21 protein-coding genes are annotated in these 21,503 nt (G+C 35.0%); 16 read left to right on the top strand and 5 right to left on the bottom strand.

What is annotated here, in order from left to right; all coding sequences use genetic code 11:
• Positions 1-173: 173 nt before the first annotated feature.
• The gene (locus ABYT26_RS14850) at positions 174-767 is read right to left on the bottom strand and encodes a DNA methyltransferase (RefSeq protein ID WP_372755279.1); all 594 of its coding nucleotides are present in this window, start codon (positions 765-767) and stop codon (positions 174-176) included.
• Positions 768-918: 151 nt separating this feature from the next.
• Here ABYT26_RS14850 and ABYT26_RS14845 point away from each other — a divergent pair, with 151 nt between their 5' ends.
• Positions 919-2,550 carry a DUF262 domain-containing protein gene (locus ABYT26_RS14845; protein WP_372755277.1) on the top strand — a complete coding sequence of 544 codons (1,632 nt, stop codon included), beginning with the start codon at positions 919-921 and terminating at the stop codon, positions 2,548-2,550.
• Between the two features lie 301 nt (positions 2,551-2,851).
• Complete coding sequence (locus ABYT26_RS14840; protein WP_372755275.1) at positions 2,852-5,737, top strand: ATP-binding protein; 2,886 nt, start codon at positions 2,852-2,854, stop codon at positions 5,735-5,737.
• 215 nt (positions 5,738-5,952) lie between these two features.
• Here the strand turns inward: ABYT26_RS14840 and ABYT26_RS14835 are convergent, their stop codons facing one another.
• A complete protein-coding gene (locus ABYT26_RS14835) occupies positions 5,953-6,204 on the bottom strand; it encodes a hypothetical protein (RefSeq protein ID WP_372755273.1) in 252 nt (83 codons plus the stop codon).
• Between the two features lie 184 nt (positions 6,205-6,388).
• Between ABYT26_RS14835 and ABYT26_RS14830 the strand changes: the two genes are divergently transcribed.
• Entirely contained in the window at positions 6,389-6,637 is a 249-nt protein-coding gene (locus ABYT26_RS14830) for a hypothetical protein (RefSeq protein WP_372755271.1), read from the top strand.
• A 292-nt stretch (positions 6,638-6,929) separates the two neighbouring features.
• Entirely contained in the window at positions 6,930-7,325 is a 396-nt protein-coding gene (locus ABYT26_RS14825; RefSeq protein ID WP_372755269.1) for an SHOCT domain-containing protein, read from the top strand.
• A gap of 181 nt (positions 7,326-7,506) precedes the next feature.
• On the opposite strand, the gene ABYT26_RS14820 is transcribed toward ABYT26_RS14825, so the two are convergent.
• Positions 7,507-7,656, bottom strand: a complete 150-nt coding sequence (locus ABYT26_RS14820) for a hypothetical protein (RefSeq protein WP_372755267.1) — start codon at positions 7,654-7,656, stop codon at positions 7,507-7,509.
• Positions 7,657-7,929: 273 nt separating this feature from the next.
• Between ABYT26_RS14820 and ABYT26_RS14815 the strand changes: the two genes are divergently transcribed.
• Positions 7,930-8,742, top strand: a complete 813-nt coding sequence (locus ABYT26_RS14815) for a hypothetical protein (RefSeq protein ID WP_372755265.1) — start codon at positions 7,930-7,932, stop codon at positions 8,740-8,742.
• Between the two features lie 56 nt (positions 8,743-8,798).
• Positions 8,799-9,920, top strand: coding sequence for a PD-(D/E)XK nuclease family protein (locus ABYT26_RS14810; protein WP_372755263.1), 1,122 nt, complete (start codon positions 8,799-8,801; stop codon positions 9,918-9,920).
• Between the two features lie 162 nt (positions 9,921-10,082).
• On the opposite strand, the gene ABYT26_RS14805 is transcribed toward ABYT26_RS14810, so the two are convergent.
• On the bottom strand, positions 10,083-10,988 hold the full coding sequence (locus ABYT26_RS14805) for a helix-turn-helix transcriptional regulator (protein WP_372755261.1): 906 nt from the start codon (positions 10,986-10,988) through the stop codon (positions 10,083-10,085).
• 75 nt (positions 10,989-11,063) lie between these two features.
• Positions 11,064-11,873 carry a hypothetical protein gene (locus ABYT26_RS14800; protein ID WP_372755259.1) on the bottom strand — a complete coding sequence of 270 codons (810 nt, stop codon included), beginning with the start codon at positions 11,871-11,873 and terminating at the stop codon, positions 11,064-11,066.
• Positions 11,874-12,780: 907 nt separating this feature from the next.
• Between ABYT26_RS14800 and ABYT26_RS14795 the strand changes: the two genes are divergently transcribed.
• The 10 genes from ABYT26_RS14795 to ABYT26_RS14750 all read left to right on the top strand — a co-directional run bounded on the left by ABYT26_RS14795 (position 12,781) and on the right by ABYT26_RS14750 (position 21,449).
• On the top strand, positions 12,781-13,818 hold the full coding sequence (locus ABYT26_RS14795) for an RteC domain-containing protein (protein WP_372755257.1): 1,038 nt from the start codon (positions 12,781-12,783) through the stop codon (positions 13,816-13,818).
• 100 nt (positions 13,819-13,918) lie between these two features.
• A complete protein-coding gene (locus ABYT26_RS14790; protein WP_372755255.1) occupies positions 13,919-14,212 on the top strand; it encodes a helix-turn-helix domain-containing protein in 294 nt (97 codons plus the stop codon).
• 420 nt (positions 14,213-14,632) lie between these two features.
• Complete coding sequence (locus ABYT26_RS14785; protein WP_372755253.1) at positions 14,633-15,319, top strand: ATPase; 687 nt, start codon at positions 14,633-14,635, stop codon at positions 15,317-15,319.
• 366 nt (positions 15,320-15,685) lie between these two features.
• Positions 15,686-16,048, top strand: a complete 363-nt coding sequence (locus tag ABYT26_RS14780; RefSeq protein WP_372755251.1) for a hypothetical protein — start codon at positions 15,686-15,688, stop codon at positions 16,046-16,048.
• A gap of 19 nt (positions 16,049-16,067) precedes the next feature.
• On the top strand, positions 16,068-16,382 hold the full coding sequence (locus ABYT26_RS14775; RefSeq protein ID WP_372755249.1) for a DUF4134 domain-containing protein: 315 nt from the start codon (positions 16,068-16,070) through the stop codon (positions 16,380-16,382).
• Entirely contained in the window at positions 16,382-16,678 is a 297-nt protein-coding gene (locus ABYT26_RS14770; RefSeq protein WP_372755247.1) for a DUF4133 domain-containing protein, read from the top strand. Before ABYT26_RS14775 ends, ABYT26_RS14770 begins: the two co-directional genes overlap by 1 nt.
• A gap of 3 nt (positions 16,679-16,681) precedes the next feature.
• Positions 16,682-19,090 carry a TraG family conjugative transposon ATPase gene (locus ABYT26_RS14765; RefSeq protein ID WP_372755245.1) on the top strand — a complete coding sequence of 803 codons (2,409 nt, stop codon included), beginning with the start codon at positions 16,682-16,684 and terminating at the stop codon, positions 19,088-19,090.
• A gap of 17 nt (positions 19,091-19,107) precedes the next feature.
• Entirely contained in the window at positions 19,108-19,758 is a 651-nt protein-coding gene (locus tag ABYT26_RS14760; protein WP_372755243.1) for a hypothetical protein, read from the top strand.
• Positions 19,759-19,768: 10 nt separating this feature from the next.
• Positions 19,769-20,488 carry a hypothetical protein gene (locus tag ABYT26_RS14755; RefSeq protein WP_372755241.1) on the top strand — a complete coding sequence of 240 codons (720 nt, stop codon included), beginning with the start codon at positions 19,769-19,771 and terminating at the stop codon, positions 20,486-20,488.
• A gap of 10 nt (positions 20,489-20,498) precedes the next feature.
• A complete protein-coding gene (locus tag ABYT26_RS14750; RefSeq protein WP_372755239.1) occupies positions 20,499-21,449 on the top strand; it encodes a hypothetical protein in 951 nt (316 codons plus the stop codon).
• Positions 21,450-21,503: the final 54 nt, after the last annotated feature.

Below are 21,503 nucleotides of genomic sequence, written 5' to 3'. Positions count from 1 at the left end.
GTTAGGCACAATGCCTATATCATTTATTTTATTCGCTGTTATTTGTAGGTCTGTAATCCTATTGTAAAAGGCACAGTGCCTAACAACGTGTAAAAATAATGGCGGGTTCAGCTCATTTAATAAAGGTTCGTGCTATAAAACCAAAAATAAAAAGCCCGCCCGCTTTTGTTTTTTCAAAACAATTGGAGTTGGCGTTTGTGCAACTCATATTGTTCAGTGCCTTTTTTAAAGTAATCTGCATCTATTTCGCAAATATCAATATCAAACTTTTCATCATGGCAAGCAAGTGCTATTGTCATACTGCCTCCGTTCGTGTCAAGTATCTTATCGCCTTTATTTGCATAGTTCTGCAATAACCATCTGTAAAGGTGTTTAGGCTTCTGTGTTGGGTGTATTGTTCCTTCTTGCAATAGTATTGCTCTATTCTTAGTATAAATGCGTGTAGGGCAATCAAAACTACTATAAGCAAGCTCACAATCACTCATTGTTAATCCGTGTTGTGCTTTATCCCAAATAATCCATCCTTTGTGTCCTTCTTTCAAATGCTCAACAAAATAGTTTCCACCCCAAATTATTTGGTTTTTACTAACTCTAAATAATTGCTCAAAGTATTCTGCTTTAGGTATTGCATTATCCCAGTCTTTTTGTGCGTGTCCTTTTCGGTCGCTTTTCTTTCCTTTTTTACTTTCCTTTTGTCCGTCAATACCTAACCCATAAGGTGGGTCAACTATAGCCAAGTCGTAAAAGTTATCTGGAGTAGCTTTCATAAATTCAATGTTATCAACATTAAAAAAATTAATGCCCTCCCCTTTTTTTTATTTTTTCACATTCGCTCATTTAATCAAATTTTGTTCGTTAATTCCGCCACTATTCTTACACAAACCGTTACCATACATTAAAAAACAGAAACGAAGATAAATGAAAGCAGAAGAAAAAGACCTATCAAGCATTTTTGCAGATAATCATATTTATGAAATTCCAAAATATCAAAGACCATACTCTTGGAATGAAGACAATGTTAGTGAATTAATAAATGATGTAGCAGATGCTTTTGAAAGTAATCTCACTGAATATTTTATTGGTTCAATTATAACAATTGAAAAAGGGAAAAAAATCTACGATATTGTAGATGGTCAACAAAGATTGACAACCCTTACTTTGATTTTTGCTGCTTTAAGAAACCTGATTGTAAACGAAACGGCAAAAGCAGAAATTCAGAAAAAAATATTACCGATAAACGCATTAACAGACGAACCTGAACAACCAAGATTAAAAGTCCGTCAAAAAGAACATTTGTTTTTCTATGAACATATTTTATTAGGGAAACAACTTGACAAAGAACATATTCTTGGAGAGATTGAGCAAAAGTTTATTGTTAACCTTGCAACAATAGAAAACTACTTCAAAGAAAAAGATGAAACATACTTAAAAAAGTATGCTAACTATCTTTTACAAAACGTATATGTTGTATTTGTAAATACAGACAGTTTTGAATCAGCATATAGACTTTTTAATGTTCTAAATGCAAGAGGATTATCCTTGTCAAACGGTGATTTACTTAAAAATCAACTTTTTGGAATAGCCAGTTCTGAATTAGAACAAAGCAAGGTCGAACATTATTGGAATCAATTAGAAGAAATTATTAAAATAAAAAATTTAGATTCTTTTTTAGGTCATTACAGAACTGCTTTAAAATCAACAAAATCAAAAAAAGATTTATATCAAGAATATGTAGATTACTTAAAGGAAAACAACATCTCTGCTGAAGAATTTTGTAAAAATCTTGTGACTTCTTCTAAGAATTACAATAAATTAAAAAATAATGCCTTCGATGATAATAAGACAAAAAAACTTGTTCAATCATTATTTAATGTAAGCTATGACGAGTGGATACCTGCGGTTTTAGCATATATGAATAATCCTATTGATGATATGTCATTTTATGAATATATCGAATTGATTGAAAAAATAACTTATCAAAATTGGGTTCGTAGATTAGGTAGAGCAAAACGAAATACTGTTTATTATAATGTTATAAGTAAAGTAAATGAAGGAACGAATAAAGAAAAAATAAGCAGTTTAATTTATGGCCATACTAATAACACAGAATTCTTTAATCTTTTAACAAGTAATGTTTATGGAATGTCTTATGCTAAAGCCATATTGTTAAGAATAGATTCAGCAAGACAAGACGATTCCGTGATAAAAACTTATTCTGGTACAATTTCGATTGAACATGTACTTCCTCAAACTGCAACTGACATTTATTGGAGTTCAAAATTTAATGAAATCGAAATTATTGAGAATGTTCATAAACTAGGAAATTTAGTTCTGTTAAGTGGTCGTAAAAATTCTCAAGCACAAAACTATTCTTTCGATAGAAAAAAAGAGATTTATACTCGAAAAAATGAAACAACTTCTTTTGACTTAACAAAAGAGATTTGCGATACTGCTGAATGGAATTTAGAAGTAATTCAAAAAAGACAAATTGAACTTCTTGAATTTGCTAAGGAACTATGGGAAATAAAAACGTATGGTAACACACATTAAAAAACATAGGCGGTTCGCGGGGGCTCGGTCGGCGGAGCTCTTTTTGGGCATCGCCAATTCTGCGATTTGACGTTTGTGGAAAAGAAAAATAACTTACAAATCGCAGAATTGGCTAGGTGGTAAACTGAGAGATTATCTCTCTGAACTCCGCCAACGTTTCTTATTGCAATCGTTAGGTTTCATGCAAAGAAACAAAGCCACCGCAAATTTGGCACATTTACAAGCTCCATTCACTAGCTGATCCTTCAGCCTGTAAAAGAGCCAAATTTTTGCCGACACACAATTTTAAAATTGAATAGTAATGATAAGACATCTAGAAAATATACTCTACGAAAAAACTAAAGGGACACAAAGTGAGATATTATTTGCTCAGTGGAATTATGATAAGAAAATAATTCCAACAGCGTTAAATGCAGTTTCGTCACTTTTCCCTCATTATAGCCTACACGATGAGACACACTCTATTACCATCATTAACAATATTGTCAGAATACTAGGTGTTGAAAATATTGAAAAATTGTCAGCTATAGACATTTGGTTGATTCTTGAGGCAAGTTATAGCCATGATATCGGTATGGTAGTGACAAGTGAAGAACTTATTAAATCTTTAAAATCTAATGATTTCATAACTTTTTTTAAGGATTTAATAAAAGATGAAAAGAGTGGATTACATGAATTTGCATCTCAATTTGAAATCGTAGAAAACCAAATCAAATATAAAAGTAACTACCTTAATCTTGAATTACACGATGGTATAAAATTCATACTCGCCGAGTTTTTTAGAAATAAACATTCAAACCGCTCCAAAGAAATCATAGTAAATCCAGCGAAAACGCTTTCTATGTCATCCCCTAGAGGCGTGATTCCTCAACGAATTTTCAAAATATTAGGTGATATTTGTGCTAGTCACACAAAAGATTTTGAGGAAGTTTTAGACCTTCCATTTTGTGAGGTTGGTATTGATATCGATGATGCACATCCGAGATTTATTGCATGTTTGCTAAGAATAGGCGATCTACTTGACTTAGATAATAATAGGTTTTCAGAAGTAATGCTACGTACCCTTACAAAAATACCTATCGATACTTTAAATCATAAATCAAAACATTTATCAATAGAATCATTTAGGGTTGATAGAGAAAAAATTGAGGTTGCAGCAAAATGTAACAATTATGATACTGCCAATATTACTCAACACTGGTTCAATTATCTAAATTCTGAAATTAGTCAGCAAATGATTAATTGGAATAATATTGTTCCATTTAAAGAATTGGGTTATTTACCAACCATTGGAAATCTAAAAGTAGAATTATCAGACTATGATTATATAGATGGGAAAAACAAGCCAAAATTCAGAGTGGATACAGATAAAGCATTGGGTTTATTGCAAGGTGCTGGGCTTTATGATGGTGCTTATCAATGCATTCGTGAAATTCTGCAAAATGCCGTAGATGCAACACTCATACGTATATGGTTAGAACATAAAGAATCAAAAGATTACTCAACACCCCAGAGCTGTGAATATCTTGAAATAATTAAAGATTACCCAATAACAATTAATATTATAGAAAAAGAAGTTAAAGGTGAATTTAAGAATTGGCTCATAGAAATTATCGATAATGGAACTGGTATTTCAAATGATGATTTGAAATTTTTGATGAATACTGGTAGTTCTTCGAAAAATAAAACTCGAACTAATATTATTGATTCAATGCCAAAGTGGATGCAACCATCTGGAACTTTTGGTATTGGTTTCCAGAGTATTTTTATGTTATCAAATGTCGTTAATATTGAAACCAAAAGTTTTTTCGATGAAAAGCTTCAGTTTATCGAACTTAACAGCCCCAATTCTCCTAAAAATGGAGATATTCTTATTCAACGAAAGAAATCAGACCATTCTGTAAAGCCAAGTACAAAAATTACACTGAATCATAAAACTATAGCTATCCCAGATAGATATACAATAAAAGGAGAACATAGAAATGCGAGCAGAATAGCACATAATTACGACCCTTTTTCTCATGAATCAATGGATATTGAATTAGGGAAAGTATTGGATGAAATATTTGATTTTGCATATAAAAGCTATTTCCCAATTAAATTAAACATAGGTAATGAATCTATTGAAACTAGGTCTGATAAAGCAAAACAATTTGACTTTTTCGAAGAGGAAAATAGTTTAGAATTAAAGTTTCATTTTGAAGCTAAAGAGAATCGGTGGAATACTCTAAGTTATTATAAGAGCCAAAGTGTTGAAAATAATCTACGGTTGAAATTTCTAGGTATTGAATGTAATATCCATAAGGATAAAGCTTCAAAAGTCTTGACATTAAATAGAAATAAAATAAGACCCGAATATAACGAAACGTTATATAAAGATTTAATGTATAGTACGTTTAAATTGTTGACGTCTAACTTTGATAATATTTTTAAAGAAGAAAAGGATAAAGCTATCGGAAGTATGTTTTTGAATTATTATTCGAATGAAGAAATGGTTAAACAATTTAATATTTCGCAGTTTGACCATTGGGGAAAACTTAAAATTAATGTTGGAGAAATAGAAATGTCAATTGAATCACTTCTTCATTCAATTGAATCTTTAAAAATCATTTATGATAATACTATTAATCCTGAATATGGTGATTTATACATATTAAAAGAAAAAGAACTCACAATAAAACTTAGAGGAGGTACGCCTTCCTATGATTATACTGACTTTTTTCTTTATAAAGCGAGTGAAGTATTTAAGTCTTTTTCAAAATCCTCAGATCCTTCAAGCAAAGTTAAAGAGGTTCTCTTTACAAAAGAAAAACAGACTAGTCCTATAACAAAGGGCGCTTTTGAAAAAATACTTAAGAGCCTAAAGGGAAGTTATTCTACAGCTCGAAGAATTTTACCTTGTTTAGAAGAATTCTTTTCGCTTCGCTTAAAAGAGAATGCATTTATTCCATATGTACATCCATATCGATTTGACGACCATATTTATTTATCTTATCCAAAAATGTTGTCTCCATTCGTTTCTGAACAATATGAAGAAAGAAAATATAGGTTAAATACAGTTCTAAATGATAAGATATATGATTGGGTATTTGAAAACAGATATGATATAAAGACTACCAGAGATGAAATAATTGAATCATATAAGCTTTTTTTAGAAACATTTAAAGTTGAAGATTTGGATAAATAAGAGATTATGCCAATTCTTAGCAACCATACACATTGCCAAGTCGCTCAAAAATCCAACACACAGGCCAAAACTTGTCAAAGAGTATGATTCACCCAACACAAGGATAGTTTGCCGATAATAAAGCACGAAAACCTAATCGAGTACGTAGCCGCTAGGCCATTAGCCTAGCGGAGAACCTCTCACACCACCGTACGGGTCTCGTATACGGCGGTTCGTTAAGTTATGGGGAATAATAAGTCACGTCTTACAGGCGTGATTTGTTTGTAAATGTCGAGCATAGATTCATAACCTCGCTTCTTCAACCTTTCTAGCGTAATGGTCGTTCTTAGAATTGGACTCTGAGCAATCGCCCAACCACCCATTCGCGAACGAGACCATGCATAGGCTTGTCCTTGCTGAACGTTTGTATATTTAACATTTTTACTGACCTTTCGGTGGGTGTGATCATGCTCATGCAGGGCACACACAATGTATAAAAATAATAGCCGAGACAGTTGTAAATTCAAGGGTTGTAGCGCGCTTCAACTTCTCTGTAACTTGACAGGAAAGTGCCACGCAATCGGCTACTATTCTTATACTTACCGTCAGCGGTTATTAATAAATAGTACAATCTAAAGCAAAGTGTTGTATAAAAATTTAGAATGTGTAAATATGAAACTAAAAAACCAACTATTAAATATTAGTATTACTGGAGCATTTATAATTCTTATCTCAATTTTTTTAATGAGTTTTAATAACTCTGATACTCCGAATCCAGTTGGTACTTATCAAATTTCGACAACAATGTCCAGTGAGTTTAATATGGTCTTAGAAACGGTTATTGATACTCGTACGGGTGAAGTTGTAAGTAGAAATAAGGTGGGGTTAGTTAAATATGACAAGGTGAAAAAAGAAAAATAGTTTCACTAAAATAAATCACACCCGAAATTTCTCAGGACAATCTCCATCTCTACAAGCAAATCATAAGAGAAAATCATCAAAGCAATCAAAAGAAGAAATCCTCCAAAGCTTTAACTACTATGCCCGCACTCTTCAGATATTTAAAAATCCAACAAGTGATAGCTAATTATTTTATTCTTAGGAATCACTTAAAATAATATTTCGTATTGAGATTTTATTGATAAATGATCCTGTTTTTGTTTAGTTTTACTTAAGTTTGAATCTTTATTAACTTTAAAAAGGAATTTGGTAAATGGATATTGAAACTATTATACCCTATGGTTTGGCTGCAATAGCAGGCTTTTTTATTTTAAGGGCTCTTTCTAGAGGAATACGTGGCAGACGAATGTTAGTAGCAAGATTAACAAAAGAATATCGGCAAGCTTTGGATGGATCGGATCGACAAAAAGCTCTTGCTGCAGGTAGAGAATATTATAAATTCTTCAGACCTGATCGTAAACTAACGATATATGATGAACAAGCCATTGACAATGACATGAAAATGATGCCTTCTGAAAAAGTACCTGTTGTTGTCGATCAATCCAATACTATTGTCGATCAATTGGAAAGATTAGCAAAATTGAAGGAGAAAGGAATCTTAACCGATTCCGAATTCAGCGAACAGAAAGCTAAAATTTTAAGGGTCTAGTTTAATTTTTTTGCTAGTGAAGTATGGCGTTCACTCCTCGGGCCTCGGCAAAAAGTTCGCCAGGGGTTCCAAACTCCTTTGGCTTCTTCCGCATGTTTTCCAAATTAGCTCTCTGTCTTTAAACCAGGAGCTGCACAACCAACAGGAATTTTCACGGGATTTCTGCTCTAATTATAATATTTCAGGTTCCCACTTTTAGTTGGGGATCTGAATAATTTTCAACTTCGGCTCTGTAAGCCCGCAACTCAGCTCCCGCAGCTTTGTAATCTATGGGCAATGAGTTCAGGATTTTCAATCCGATAAAATCAGGAAAAGTTAAGTCGATAAGCAAGTTTTATGTTGTGTGGCAGTGTTTCATAAAAAGTAATGTATTATTAAACAATTGGTCTGTAACGGTTGATATCCCTAGGAATAGCCTTTTTGTTAATTTTTCAAATCACAAGGTGTTATGTATCTACTGTTTAACGTTTATATTTTCAATTAAATCTATTCTCGTTGATGTTTTGCTAGTTTTATTTTTACTTTTATTCATCAATAATTTTTCCAGGATTACTTTAATTTCTAATGAGAATAAAGTGCTTTTGGATCTAAAAAAACATTTCCAGTGAAATCTAAAATGAAACGAATGATTGGTATGACATTAATGGTATTGGGAACTCTTTTGATCTTGGTTGGATTTTTTATTTATCGGAGCAATGCGTTTGTAAATCCTGCATTGGCAACAGATAATAGTTCATATTCTAAAAGTGTAGATTCTTTTGAAACGATTACCGATAAAGCAAAAGTTGAGTTAAATAGTCTTATTGAATTAGCAAAAGCAGATGGTGTACTTACTCAAAATGAGAAACGTATTCTTAGTAAAAAAGCAAAGGAAATTGAATTAAACCCAAGGGAAGTCATAAAAGATATCGAAGCTGAATTGGCTAAAAATCCATCTCCCGCCGAAACCGAGGTCATTAATCAAGCAAAAAAGAAGGGAGATGACTTTGAAAAATTTATCGTTCAAAAGTTTTCCAAAAAATATTATACCATCAAGGAATGGGCAGGTGATAAATACATTAAAGGAGTGTATGCCGAAACAACCACTCATCCAGATTTAACGATTGAGTTAGAATTAGGGAAAAGCCATCAACAGTTTTCGGTAGAATGCAAATGGCGAAGTATTTTTGACAAGGGCGGTTTGGAGTTTGCTAGCGAAAAACAACTCGAGAACTACAGAAAGTTTCAGAAAAAGAAAGAAATTCCGGTTTTCATTGCTATTGGTGTCCATGGTGAGCCCTCGAACCCAGAACAGTTATATGTTGTTCCTTTAGATGAAATAGAATCAAATTTTATCGCAATGGATCAACTGAAAAAACATTGGAAATCTCCTAAATCCTCATTCTTTTTCAATATCAAAACCAACGAGTTGGAGTAGTTCATAATCCGCTACTTATCCTTTTTTATATAAATGCAATTCAAGCTACTTATAAAATGAAAACCAAGTATTCAAATAATATGGACTTAAATGAATTGCAAGAATTTCTACAGACTAGTGAAATTCCCGAAATAAAGAGTAAGCCAAAGACCTTTTTGGGGATAGCTAAACAGCCTCATTATGAAAATGTTTTATCAAACATATATGCTTTTTATTTTAACGTGAATGAAGTACATGGTTTGAAAGATCTGTTCATTTCCACCTTTCTTGAGGTTATCAAAGAAAAGACGAAAGAATCAGAGAGCTCTATTATTTTCAATAATAATTTTAGTATTAAGACTGAATATTATACTGTTAATAAAGGAAGAATTGATCTCTTGTTGTATGACGAAGTAAATGCCATCATCATAGAGAATAAGGTCTATCATTTTTTAGGAAATGATTTAATAGATTATTGGGACTCAATCAAGGTTGAAGATAAAATAGGAGTTGTGCTTTCACTAAAAATAATTCCAAATACTGGGCATGAGCATTTTATTAATATCACTCATATGGAATTTTTAGAAAGTGTGATGATAAATCTTAATGGGTACAGAAAAGAGGTAAGTCCAAAATACTTGATCTTTTTAGAAGATCTTTATCAGAATATTATCAATTTAAGCACAAGTGTTATGGAGAAGAAGGATTTAGAATTTTACAAAAAAAATCAACAAAAAATAAATGCTTTAAAAGCTTTTGAACTTAACGTTCGTAGTAGTATTATTGGAGAAATAGAAAATGTGTGTGAATCGTTTAGTGAAAATTTTTCTGTTGATAAAAAGGGTTCAAATAGTTTTTGTTTTCTACATTCAAAAAAGTATAATAATCTAGTTCTCCTTGTTTTGTTTAAGGATCTGTTCGATCCAATAGAGAGTTGTTTTGAATTAAAAATTAAGTTGTTGAATAATCAGATCGATCAAGTTTTAACCTTGGATATTGATCTAACTGATGAAGAAAGAGATACCATTTATAAAGATGAAAAAACTTGGGGAAATTATGCTTCGCAAAAGTTTAAGGTAGATGATTTTACAAATATTGGGGACATTGTCGCAGGAGAAATACAAAATTCTCATACAAGGAATGTTTTTTCAAAACTTGAAAATATTCTTTCAAAAGATCCAACTACTGCCGCTAAATAATTTCCATTTTGCAACAGACAAAGTAACAACTTAATTAAGGAATTGATAAACTAAATCTAGATTTATAAAGTAATCAGAATAATCTTACCCATACGGTGGGATTTTTTTTATGTATTCAAGTTCTAATTATCTATCAAGATTATTAGGGTTCAATAAAATTACCTACTGAATCTTATATTTCAGGTAAGCCTGTTTGTGCCTATCGCGGATGTCATTGATTAAACTTTTCGGGCTGATAACCTGAACCTGATCGCCTAGAGAAAGTAGCTCCATAATAAAATCGTGAGTGATGTGCATTTCGAGTGATATTCTGTATTCCTTGTCATCATCAATTAGTGTGGTTTGAGTAGGGTGCAAGGCTAAGTTTTTTATGTATTTGCCTTGAAAAGGAGTGAAGCTTAGAATAATTTTATCTGGTTGAGTATTGGGGGAGTTAATCACACCAAAACTATATTGATACATTTTTTCAAGATTAAAATCTCTTGAACGTTTAAATTTATCACTTCCAATTTCGATGCTTTGAATTCTATCAAGTGCGAAGCTTTTTATTTTCTTATTAGGGAGATCTTTTGCTATCAAGTACCAACGGTGTTGATATTCTTTTAGAGCGTAGGGTTCTACCGTGCGTTCCGTTGGTGTTTCTTCTGAATATTTTTGATAAGTAAATCGGAGTTTAAGTTGGTTTTTGATGCTATGCAATATGCCAGACAGATGTTCAGTACCACCAGATTTTCTCGATTCAAAGTGGATGTAATCTGTTAGGCGCTCCGAAATATTTAATGTATTAAAAACATCGAAAGATTCGAGCATTCTACCACTGTAATCTTCATTATCGTCCCTGGCGATATAGTATGCATTTCGTGAACGATCAAACTGAATATCTATATTGTATAGCGATAGAATTTCATTCTTATCTCTAAAGAAGGTTCTTTCTGATATATTGAAGTTAAGCGACTGTATCTCGGATTCACGGGCTAAATAATTTTGAATCTCCTTAAAACTGGCATATCCTCGGCGTAATTTTTTTAGGATTAAATTATAACGTCCTAGAGTTTCTCGTTGCGACATGGTGTTCTAGTCTTTATTATGACTTCTAAATGTAGTGATTAATTAGTATGCATAGACTTCAATAGGTTAAAAATTTTATTCATCAATACTTGTACATTTATTCGGTTTATCTAACTCTTGTTCTGCACTACTTGCAATCAATGTAATACAAAGCTCATTTGTTAAAGATTCATCATGTGCAATTCCCCACATAACATCTACTTTCTCGTCTAAGCAAAAATCATGTATATAGTCGATAATCGCTGATATTTCCAGCATGTTGGCCTCTTTTTTCCCAGAATAAATATTCAAGAGGATATTGTTGGCATATTTTATTGCATTATGCTCTTTAGTAAGTTGATCGACTGCTTTGGTGATAGTATGCTTTGCTCGGTTGTTTCCACTTGCTTTAGCAGTTGTCAATGCAGAAGATGCTGCATTTTTAAGACATATTTTTACATCCTCCAAATCGATGTTTATATAACCGTTAATAGAAGAGATTCTGCTTAATTCATTTACAAGAGTAAATATTTTGTTGGAGTAAGATGCATTCGAAGATAAGTCATCCCTTTTGATCTGAAATATCCCATCGAAATCAGATTCATTGTTATTAGAATCGGCATTATCTGTGATGAGAATTCCTAGTGTAAGTCTTTCAGGATTTTTATGAGATCCTGCTAAATCATTTGCCCAATCCATATATTCATCGTCAGTCAAGGTGATTATTAGCAACAGATTCACGCAAGTAGCCAGGGTGCTTTTTTTTAGTTTTTCAAGCTCTTCAGCTTTTGTAATTAGTTGGACTTGTGCATTGGTTTCAGTTTGCAGACTAGATAAAGTGTTTTGCATTTTTTCTCCTATGCCAATTACTTTTATAGTTGGGTTTTGTTTTTTAGTTGATGTCATTGGTTTTAGATTATAGGATATTGATTTTCAACAAATATAAAAGCTCATGCTGCCAGACTGTGTCAGTCTATTGTTTATTTCTAATTTTCCTGAAGAATTTAGAATGTTGTATCTATTTGGTGCTAATCTTAATGCTGAGGTATAATTTTGCTTTAAATAGCGAGAACTTTTTCTTCCTAGAATAGATTAAAATTTTTCACAGGCACTTGTGTGGTGTTAGACTTCGTCGTCAGAGAAAAAATCATGTCATAGCTTGGCAAGACTTTTTTGTTCGAGTCCCATTTTTAATGGGTATAAAAAATACTTGTCATCCCTTGGGGTTCCGCTGCGCTCCAGCTTGACCTGTTTTTTTCCATCCTTCTTTTTTCTCAGCTCATTTAGCTTTGTAAAAGCTTTCCTGCGTGCCTTCGGTCAGCCCTTAAAAATCAAATCGCTTCGAGTCACTAACTTGCTAGTTGTTACAAATTGTATAATAAGACTTTACGATGAATACTTATCTTGATTTATCTACAAGGTTCATAGTTTGAGTGTTTGTAGAATTTTTCATTTTGATAGCGTAAATATGTTATGGAACGCCAAGAAGTAAAGGTCGGGCCCTTTGGGTTTTGGTCTATTTTTTTAATGATAAGCTAGGGAGAATAGTCTATGAAAAATAGCCACAAAAACCTTGACCAACTTGTCGTTTCAAAAGGGCTAGACGCTAGATCAAAAAGAAATACCTCGGTTTAAATGAAAAATAATTTCTTTGGTATGAATTGTGAAAAATAATTTTAATGTAAAATAATTACAATTATAAGTGTCAGAATGATAGATTTTTGTAACTTATTGACTTGTTTCCTATAATTTAAATGGGAAATGTAATGTTAATTACAAACTTAAGTAAAGTTAAATTTTAAAAATTAGGCATATGATTAAAGATGATAAATTTCTTAAACTAAGAAGCGAATTGTCTAAATCTGTTGTTGTTATCGAAAAAAGAAATAATGGTTATAATTTATGTTTTGATTGCAATTCAAACTATCAGGTTTTTAGACAAAATTTAGGACACTTACATCATGAATTACTGAAAGAAATTAGTGATAATTTACTGATTCATAATTTCAGTGATGAAGTTAAGATGTATATGGAGATGATATTGCAAGGGTTTGAAATGCTTGATGAACAAATAATGTCTCTTAATAATTTTAGATTTTACCTCAATGAGGATAAAGTAGCTGTACAGTCTGATCTTAAACCCTATCAGGTTACTATTTCTATGACTGATTTCCAGGACTTACTTGCCTGTTTGGATTATGAGAAGAAGATTATACATCAGTCAAGGAAATTTATTGCTTCTTTTCTAGATGGATTTAAAAAATACAAAGGAAAAAATAAACCACTGATCCTATCTTGGCAAGATGAATTAAAGGATTTTTATCCCTACATGATTTGGTGCAAAGATGAGCTATCTCATCATTTGAAACTCCGTGCTAAAATCAACTTTTTACGTAGGGAAAGGATTGCTTTGCATAAGGAGTTAAAAAAGCAAGGGAAAGATTTGTATTCCTCTCCTTTGAATTTCTTTTTTGAAGTTAGAATTGAATGCATAAAAGATTTATTGGTCAGGGCAAAAGCAGAAAAAAAGAAAGGGAAAAGAGTAGACAAAGAGCCTGATGAAGTTGGAATTGATAAAAGATCAATCAATTCTGACATTCCAATGCTGAAATGGACGGCAAGTAAAATATCCTTAGTAGAGTTGATTTATGGGCTTTATTGCAGTGAATCCATTGAGGAGGGACGGGCTGGAATAAAAAATATAAGTGAATTGTTTGAAACCATGTTCGGAATAGAATTAGGGGATATTTACCACATTTTCGCAGAAATAAAAAACCGAAAAATAAATCCAACAAAGTTCTTAGATCAATTAACAAAGGCTCTTAATAAGAAAATAAGTGAGAATTTATAGAAAAAAAATTCCCCATCTTGGGAGAAGCTTGGGAAATGGATTTTGTGAAAAGTTGCAAATTGAACTAAATATCATTTTGTTTCATTAAAACCAAAATCTTATGCCTACAGAAATAATTACTACAGATGATTTAAGAGAATTTAAGATGGAACTGCTTGATGCATTCAAAAAAATTCTAAAGGAAGAGAATAATCCTCGCGCCAAGAAATGGTTAAAATCCAGAGAGGTTTGTAAATTATTAGGGGTTTCTTCAGGAACACTACAAACCTTGAGAGCCAAAGGAACGATTCCCTATGCAAAAGTAGGAGGTGTTATGTTTTATGATGCTGATAACATCAGAAAGATGTTGGAGCAAAATCAAGTAAAACCCAATTATCGAAGGAGAGGTCTCTGATGAATTATGTCCGACATCTCAATGGATTCTTTAAAAAATTGGAACAGGATGAACGGATGGGGGTTTATCATATTAGCCTCTATTTGTCTTGTTTCCAAATTTGGAATTTAAATCGCTTTAAAAATCCTTTTTCTGTAAGTCGATGTGAAATGATGAAGCTCTCCAAAATCGGTTCTATTAACACTTATGCCCGCTGTATGAAACAACTAAATCAGTGGGATTACATTGATTATTTTCCTGCTGCAAATTTGCACTCTGGCAGTAGCATAAGCTGTATCAGATTTGATATCCCTAGGAATACTGCAACTGATACAGCATGTGATACACTATTAATAAACACTACAAACAAAAATAAAGAAGGACTGTCAGAAATTTTTAAAAGTGAAAAAAGGAAAAGTTCAAAGGGTAAAAACAGATTGAATGCCAAGCTCGATAAAGATTACTCCGAACCCCTATGAGGAAGTAGCTTCCTTGCAGAAGGGCAAATACAATTTTGATTTTCCGAAATGTTTGCAATGGATGAACAGGGAAGGAAAAAGATTGTTTGGTCCGCATTTTCTCATTTGCAAAGACGATCATGAGTTGATTTACAAACTTTTGATTTACGCCATAGGAGACAGAGAATGCTGTCGAAAAAAAGGATTGAACCTGCAGAAAGGAGTCCTTTTGACAGGGCCCATTGGATGTGGAAAAACCTCACTAATGAGGCTTGTGAATAGTTTTTTTCCTCCCCTAAAACAATATCAAATAAAATCCAGTCGGGAAGTTAGCTTTGAATTTGAGCGAGAAGGCTTTCTAATCATCAACAGATATGGAAAGGGCTACGTTCACAGTTTAGGAGGTAGGCTGAAATCAGGTATCCTTTGTTTTGACGATCTGGGGGTAGAGCAAATTCAGAAATTCTATGGCAATGAGTGCAATGTGATGGCGGAAGTATTATTGAGTCGTTATGATCTTTTTGTTCAACGAAAAATTATCACTCATGTAACCACCAATCTTTCGGCTTCAGAATTGGAAAGGTTCTATGGAAATCGGGTTCGCAGCAGAATGCGGGAATTGTTTAACCTCATTGCCTTTGATAAGTCCTCCAAGGACAAAAGAGTGTAGACATTTGCTCTTGGAGGTTTATTCTATCCATTTCTTTTAATGCAAGATTCGTTTATCGAATTCTTGCTTTTTTTTGAATTCGATTTCTCCTTATATAAAGAATACTTCCCAATTATTTGAATGAAATTGCTGCTAACTGAACCACTAATGGGGAAAGTAAAGTGATTTTTCCTGATCAATTCTCAACATAAAAAATCAAACAACATCATATTTTTGTCTTTTTTAAGAGTTCATTAAAAAAACACCCAAGATACCTTTTCCTTGGGAAAAAGATGTTTTGGCTTTTCTGATATTTACCACGTCGGATCAGATGGATTTATTTCTGAAACAACCCGATAAAAGAAGTTGAATGAAACACCGAAGCACATGTTTGGATTAGATCACGTCTCCTGGAATTGTTTTTTAAAGTTGATTGCAATTGCTCTATTTTTCTGGTACCTGAGCTTACTTGTTATTGCCTGGTGGAAAAGCAAAGCGAAAAGCAAAGAGATCACTTTTGAAGATCAGTCAGAAATGAATTTTCAGGAGGAACAAGTGCTTCCCATTCAGGTTTCTTCAAAAGATTTTTCAACTGAATTGCTTTCGCCTCTTTCTTTATCCGGGATTTTACCTGCTGTCTCTTTTCAGGAAGAGATGGGAATGGATGAAGGTTTTGAGTTGGATGCTTTTTTAAGCTCTGAGGAGTCTGTTATTGCTTCCATTTTGAATCAAATTCAATATCAACAATAAGTTCTAAAAATTTGCTTCCATGAAAAAAATCAATCTTAAAATTCATCAAAAGAGGATGGCTCTTTTTTTTTGGATGCTTTGCATGGCATCGCTTGTTTTGGCCCAAAGTGCAACCGGAATCGATCAGGCCACCAGTGAAATCAATTCCTATGTAGATCCGGTATCCAATTTGATTATTGCCATTGGTGCAGTGGTGGGTTTAATTGGAGGGGTGCGCGTTTACATCAAATGGCAAAGTGGTGATCAGGATACCCAAAAGGCCATCATGGGATGGTTTGGTGCCTGTTTGTTTTTAATTATGGTAGGTGTTGTGATCAAGGCCTTCTTTTCCTAATGAATGCCTATAGGATACAAAAGATAGATACCAGCTTGTATGTGAAAGGCTTTTCAGGAGAATTGGTTTATTTAGCCCTGTACAGTATCGTAGGTACTTTTATTCTGTTCGTTTTACTTTACATCCTCACTGGTGTTTTTCCTGCTGTGGCCATCTGCTTTCCCTCATTTTTTGCCGTACTCTATCGCCTGAACCGAATCCAAAAAAAATACGGTCACAAAGGCTGGAACAAAAAGAGATACGCCAAAAAACTACCTCAGTTCATTTCTGTGAAAAGAAGAATCTGTCAAACTTAAGTTATGAAGGTGAAATCCATAGAAAATAGCATGCCGATACTGGGCTTTCAGGGTGATTTTTTGATCTCCAACAATCTGGATCTTGGTTTTGGTTTGAAACTCTACCTGCCAGAACTTCTGTCCTGCAGTCAGGAGGAATTGTATCAGCTTCACGATACTTTTCAGCGGGTAGTGAATCTATTGCCGGAAAACAGTCTTTTGCACAAACAAGATTTCTTTTTTGTGAAGCAGTTTGAGTCAAAGAAGCGTGCTGATTGCGAGGGGTCCAATCTGGATGAATCCTATGCCAATCATTTCAAGGGAAGGGAGTATCTGAAACATGAATGTTACCTCTACGTGAGCCTACTCAATAAAGGTCTTTTGAAAAATTACCTCTCTTCCTCTCTTATTTTCTCACAGAAAGTAAGGCAGGCAGATCAGTGCCGAAGTGAAAAAGCCTTGGAGCTTCGAGCGAACCTGATGGCTCTGTTTTCTCAATCGGGCATTTGCTGTGAAGTAATTAGTCGGGAGCAGGCCACCGGAACGGAAGATGCTACCGGACTCATCGAATCGTATCTGACTCTTAATTTTGAAAGGGAAAATACCCTACTGGGAGGAATCGATTTTCGGGATCGACTGCGAGTGATGGATCAGTTTGTGGAGATTCTAAGTCTGAGTGATTATTCGCATGTTCCTTCCAGTATAAAACCTTTGGGCGGACATCCCGGAACAGGTTTGCCCTGTTCCTTTGTCTACCCGGTAAGCTATGATCTTTCCTTTTCACACATCACCAATCAGTTTATTTACATGCCCGGACAGCAGCAGGTGAAAGCCATGCTGGAGAGTAATTACAAGAAAATTTACAGCTTGTCTCGTTTTTCTTCTGAAAACAAAATCAATTCAGGATTGATCGAAAATTTTTTGGATACAGTGCAGGCCTCGGGAGAGAAGATTGTGAAAACTCATTTTAATGTGATGCTGATGGATCCGTCCATCAAAAAGCTCAAACAAAACAAGAGCGAATGCAGTTCCGCTTTTTCACTGATGAACTGTTTTCCCTATCAGCATACCTTTGATTTGCCGCTCCTGTTTTTTTCCTGTCTGCCTTTTTCCACTCAATTACCGGAGACAGAACTTTTTATTACCCAGGTTCCTCAGGCTTGTTGTCTGAGCAATTTTGAAGGAGAGGTGCGCAGTTCCAATTCGGAATTTACTCTTCAGTTTTCCAATCGTCAGGAGGGCTGTCCGGTGAAAATTGACCTTTCCGATGAACCCATGGAAAAGCACCTGATCCACAATCGAAACAAGCTTATTATTGGCGGATCAGGTTCAGGGAAATCTTTTTTTACCAATCACCTTTTGCGGCAGTATGCCGAAAGTGGGAACTGCCATATCGTGCTTCTGGATGTGGGGAGAAGCTATGAGATGTTGACTCGTTATCTGAATGAAAGTTTGAAAGAGCAAGGGGGAGCCATGATGGTGGAATTCACAACGGAAAGCCCTATTTCTTTTAATCCTTTTGTGTACGAAGGGGAGCTGAGTGTGGAACGCAAGCAAACCATTTTATCGGTCATCTATACCATTTACAAGGCGGAACTCACAGACATGGAAAAGGATGTGATTGCTCATTCGGTGACAGATTTTTTACAAATACCAGGCCTTCAGCGTTCTTTTAATGGCTACTATCGTTTTTGCAAGGATTACATTCCTGATTTGGTAGAGAAGCAGTCCCTGGCATTCAATACGCACGAGTACTTTTTTATTCTTAGCAAATACTATGAGGGAGGCGAGTATGACTATCTGCTGAACAAAGCCATGCAGACCGATGAGTTTTTTGCCTGTCCCTTTCTGGTATTTGAACTGGACAATATCAAGGATCATCCCGTCATTTTTCCTGTCGCAACCCTTATCATCATGGATATTTTTCTTCAGAAAATGAGAAGGCTTAGTGGGGTGAGAAAAGTGATCTGCATTGAGGAAGCCTGGAAGGCGATTGCGACTCCTCAGATGGCTGCCTATTTGAAATATTTCTTCAAGACCATTCGTAAATTTTTCGGGGAAGCCATGGTGGTGACTCAGGAGATAGATGATATCATCTCTTCTCCTATCATCAGGGATGCCATCATCAATAATGCAGACACCCGAATTCTGCTGGACATGAGCAAGTTTAAAAATAAGTTTGATCAGATCAGTCAGTTTTTGGGTTTGTCAGATTTTCAGAAAGAACAAATTCTATCCATCAATAAAAATCTGCCGGGAGACCGGAAACTTAAAGAGGTATTCATTGCATTGGGTTCCTATTCCAGAGTCTTTGCTCTGGAGGTGAGTCGAGCAGAATACTTCTGTTATACGACCGAACAGAAGGAGAAAGAAAGGATACTTCACAAACTCTCTGGGGAGCATTCCCTGATTGAAATTCTAAAAAATATGTAAGTAATAAATCAAGAAAGATGAAAACGAAATTAAGCGTACTGGCAGTTCTGTTTTTGCTTTTGGGAAGTTTTTTTCAAGAGGCAAGAGCACAAACACCTGTTACCGATGTAGGAGCAGGAATCCAAAGGGAAGCTCTCTGGACCAAAGAAAAAAACATATTGTCCAAAATCAATTGGTACAATGTGTTGATCAAGGCATTGAATGGAGACATTAAGGGTTTGACGGGTGAAATGTTGGGGATCGATCAGAAGATGTTGGAAAGTCTGGAGAAAGTCTCGGCTTTGATCAAGGACTACAAAAGGGTGCAGGAAACTCGAAATATGCTGAGTAAAGTCATGGACATATATACCGATAAATTGCCTCTGTTGATACAGGACGAAAATTTCACCAATCAGCAGGCTGTGGCCATCGTTCAATCCTTTGATTTAATATTGGATGATAGTCAGCAACTGGTTAACTCCATCCTAAATACCATTTTAAAGGATAACCTGTTGCTGATGGATGATAAGCAGCGATATGATACCATTAACGGTGTGTACCTGAGTGTGAAGCAGCACTACGGAACCATTTGCTACCTCTACAACAAACTCCTTTATGCTTCCTATTTGAAAAGCTATGAAAGTGATAGTCTGGAAGGATTCGCCATGTATTATTCACTATACAAATAAAGTTATGGGTATGAAAAAATCAATAGTTATCCACATCCTCTCGATCCTTTTTTTTCTCTTTTCCCAGGTGGGAATGCTAAGCGGACAAGCCGTTGCCATTAAAAAATGGAAGGGCAGATATCCTGAAATGAACGAGGATTATCCGGCTTCCTTCATTGCCTTCAAGGGATGGTTGCCTCCGGTACCCCATCTTTTTGTGAAAACACCTTACACGCACTACTATTGGAAGGTTAAATCCCTGCCGGTAACAGATTCTGAGGAGATCACGGGGAAGTTGAAAACCGGACTGATGCGCTTGAGTGCAAAACTCATGGAGCGTTCCCTGTTCAAGGGAAGATATCAGGAAACAGGCGAGATTAAAATTCTGAATGCAGGGCAAAAACAGATCGATCAAATATTGTTTGACAGTCGTTTTGATCACCTGGAGGATATTTATGGCCTCAGCGAAACATTCCTTGCCTTGTATGAGAACCTGGATCGCCTGAATGATTTGGAAAAGGGAAGTGAGCTAAAGAAGCTGCTCGAAACAGAAGCCAATGAAATGTTGGAGCAGTTTCTGATGGTCAACTTTCTGGAAGCTGAACAGGGCGAGAAGCTCCAGGCTTTCACCGATCTGAAAAGTTCGCTGTTCAAGTTAAGTGGAGAGTTGGACTATACTTACAGTAAGCTGAAATTCTTTCATTCATTTGCTCATCAGCATGCAAGTTCTTACGTCTTTTTAACCCAATAAAACGATGATCATGATCCTACAAATACTTACCACAGATGACTTTTTTACGTTCACAGATAGCCTGATTGACAGTGGTATTGATCATGCCCGGCTTTTGGTGGATATGGCCAGAGCCATTGGGGGAATTGCTGCCTTCTTCTACATTTCCAAACGGATCTATGAGGAGTTGATCGCAGATAATCCCATCTCACTATTACCGCTTTTGCGTCCTTTTGCTTTTGTCCTGGTGCTCAGTTTCTGGGGCGTATTTGTGAATCTACTCATGGTGCCTACCAAAGGATTGTCCTCTCTTTCGGAAAGTATTTATGCCAATAAAAAGCAGGAAGTGGCGCTCCTTTTGGAGGAGAAACAGAATGCCATATTGGCATCGGATCTGCCCTTTTTCTATGAGAACGAGGAGAAGGAGGCAGCGCTTTGGGACAAAGGAATCAATCTATTGCTTACCGGTTACAACATCATTACCGGAAGGGCCATACAAAATCAAATCAATTTTTACATCATGGATGCCATCCGACAGGTCTTGGAATCTCTGTTTGAAGCCATTGTTTATCTGATTGCCTTTTTGAGGACGGTCTTCTGTGTCCTTTTAGTGATTTTTGGACCTCTGGTATTTGCCCTGTCCATTTTTGATGGATTTCAGGACAACTACCTGCAATGGATCGCCAGGTTCATCAATGTAAATCTCTACCTGCCCATTGCTCTGCTGATTCTCTCACTGGTTCAGGAGGTTTTGATTTACATGCTGGAATGGGAAATTCTTCAAATCAACAGCATGCTGATTTATCAGCCTCAACTATTTTATGTCTCCAATCTGATTGTTCCCGTTTGTGGTATTGTTGGAATGAGCTTGGTGCCCAAGATTGCTTCCTGGATCGTACAGGCATCGGGAACAGGATCAGGAGGGGGAAGATTGGTAAGAACGGCTGCCACCATGGCAATTACCAAAGGCATGATGAAATAAACAACCAAAGGAAATGATGCAAAAACAATTCGATATTCAACGCAAATTCCGATT

The organism is Labilibaculum sp. (assembly GCF_041595635.1).
GTDB lineage: Bacteria > Bacteroidota > Bacteroidia > Bacteroidales > Marinifilaceae > Labilibaculum.
Note: the sequence above shows the minus strand (reverse complement) of the source record. Positions and strands in the feature narration are given on the sequence as shown.

Excerpts from the sequence above, each read along its gene's own strand:
- ABYT26_RS14765 (WP_372755245.1), top strand. The coding sequence starts at position 16,682 with ATGAAGGTGAAATCCATAGAAAATAGCATGCCGATACTGGGCTTTCAG.
- ABYT26_RS14775 (WP_372755249.1), top strand. The coding sequence starts at position 16,068 with ATGAAAAAAATCAATCTTAAAATTCATCAAAAGAGGATGGCTCTTTTT.
- ABYT26_RS14785 (WP_372755253.1), top strand. The coding sequence starts at position 14,633 with ATGCCAAGCTCGATAAAGATTACTCCGAACCCCTATGAGGAAGTAGCT.
- ABYT26_RS14760 (WP_372755243.1), top strand. The coding sequence starts at position 19,108 with ATGAAAACGAAATTAAGCGTACTGGCAGTTCTGTTTTTGCTTTTGGGA.
- ABYT26_RS14830 (WP_372755271.1), top strand. The coding sequence starts at position 6,389 with ATGAAACTAAAAAACCAACTATTAAATATTAGTATTACTGGAGCATTT.
- ABYT26_RS14750 (WP_372755239.1), top strand. The coding sequence starts at position 20,499 with ATGATCCTACAAATACTTACCACAGATGACTTTTTTACGTTCACAGAT.
- ABYT26_RS14755 (WP_372755241.1), top strand. The coding sequence starts at position 19,769 with ATGAAAAAATCAATAGTTATCCACATCCTCTCGATCCTTTTTTTTCTC.
- ABYT26_RS14805 (WP_372755261.1), bottom strand. The coding sequence starts at position 10,988 with ATGTCGCAACGAGAAACTCTAGGACGTTATAATTTAATCCTAAAAAAA.
- ABYT26_RS14790 (WP_372755255.1), top strand. The coding sequence starts at position 13,919 with ATGCCTACAGAAATAATTACTACAGATGATTTAAGAGAATTTAAGATG.
- ABYT26_RS14795 (WP_372755257.1), top strand. The coding sequence starts at position 12,781 with ATGATTAAAGATGATAAATTTCTTAAACTAAGAAGCGAATTGTCTAAA.
- ABYT26_RS14810 (WP_372755263.1), top strand. The coding sequence starts at position 8,799 with ATGAAAACCAAGTATTCAAATAATATGGACTTAAATGAATTGCAAGAA.
- ABYT26_RS14780 (WP_372755251.1), top strand. The coding sequence starts at position 15,686 with ATGTTTGGATTAGATCACGTCTCCTGGAATTGTTTTTTAAAGTTGATT.
- ABYT26_RS14850 (WP_372755279.1), bottom strand. The coding sequence starts at position 767 with ATGAAAGCTACTCCAGATAACTTTTACGACTTGGCTATAGTTGACCCA.
- ABYT26_RS14845 (WP_372755277.1), top strand. The coding sequence starts at position 919 with ATGAAAGCAGAAGAAAAAGACCTATCAAGCATTTTTGCAGATAATCAT.
- ABYT26_RS14825 (WP_372755269.1), top strand. The coding sequence starts at position 6,930 with ATGGATATTGAAACTATTATACCCTATGGTTTGGCTGCAATAGCAGGC.
- ABYT26_RS14800 (WP_372755259.1), bottom strand. The coding sequence starts at position 11,873 with ATGACATCAACTAAAAAACAAAACCCAACTATAAAAGTAATTGGCATA.
- ABYT26_RS14840 (WP_372755275.1), top strand. The coding sequence starts at position 2,852 with ATGATAAGACATCTAGAAAATATACTCTACGAAAAAACTAAAGGGACA.
- ABYT26_RS14770 (WP_372755247.1), top strand. The coding sequence starts at position 16,382 with ATGAATGCCTATAGGATACAAAAGATAGATACCAGCTTGTATGTGAAA.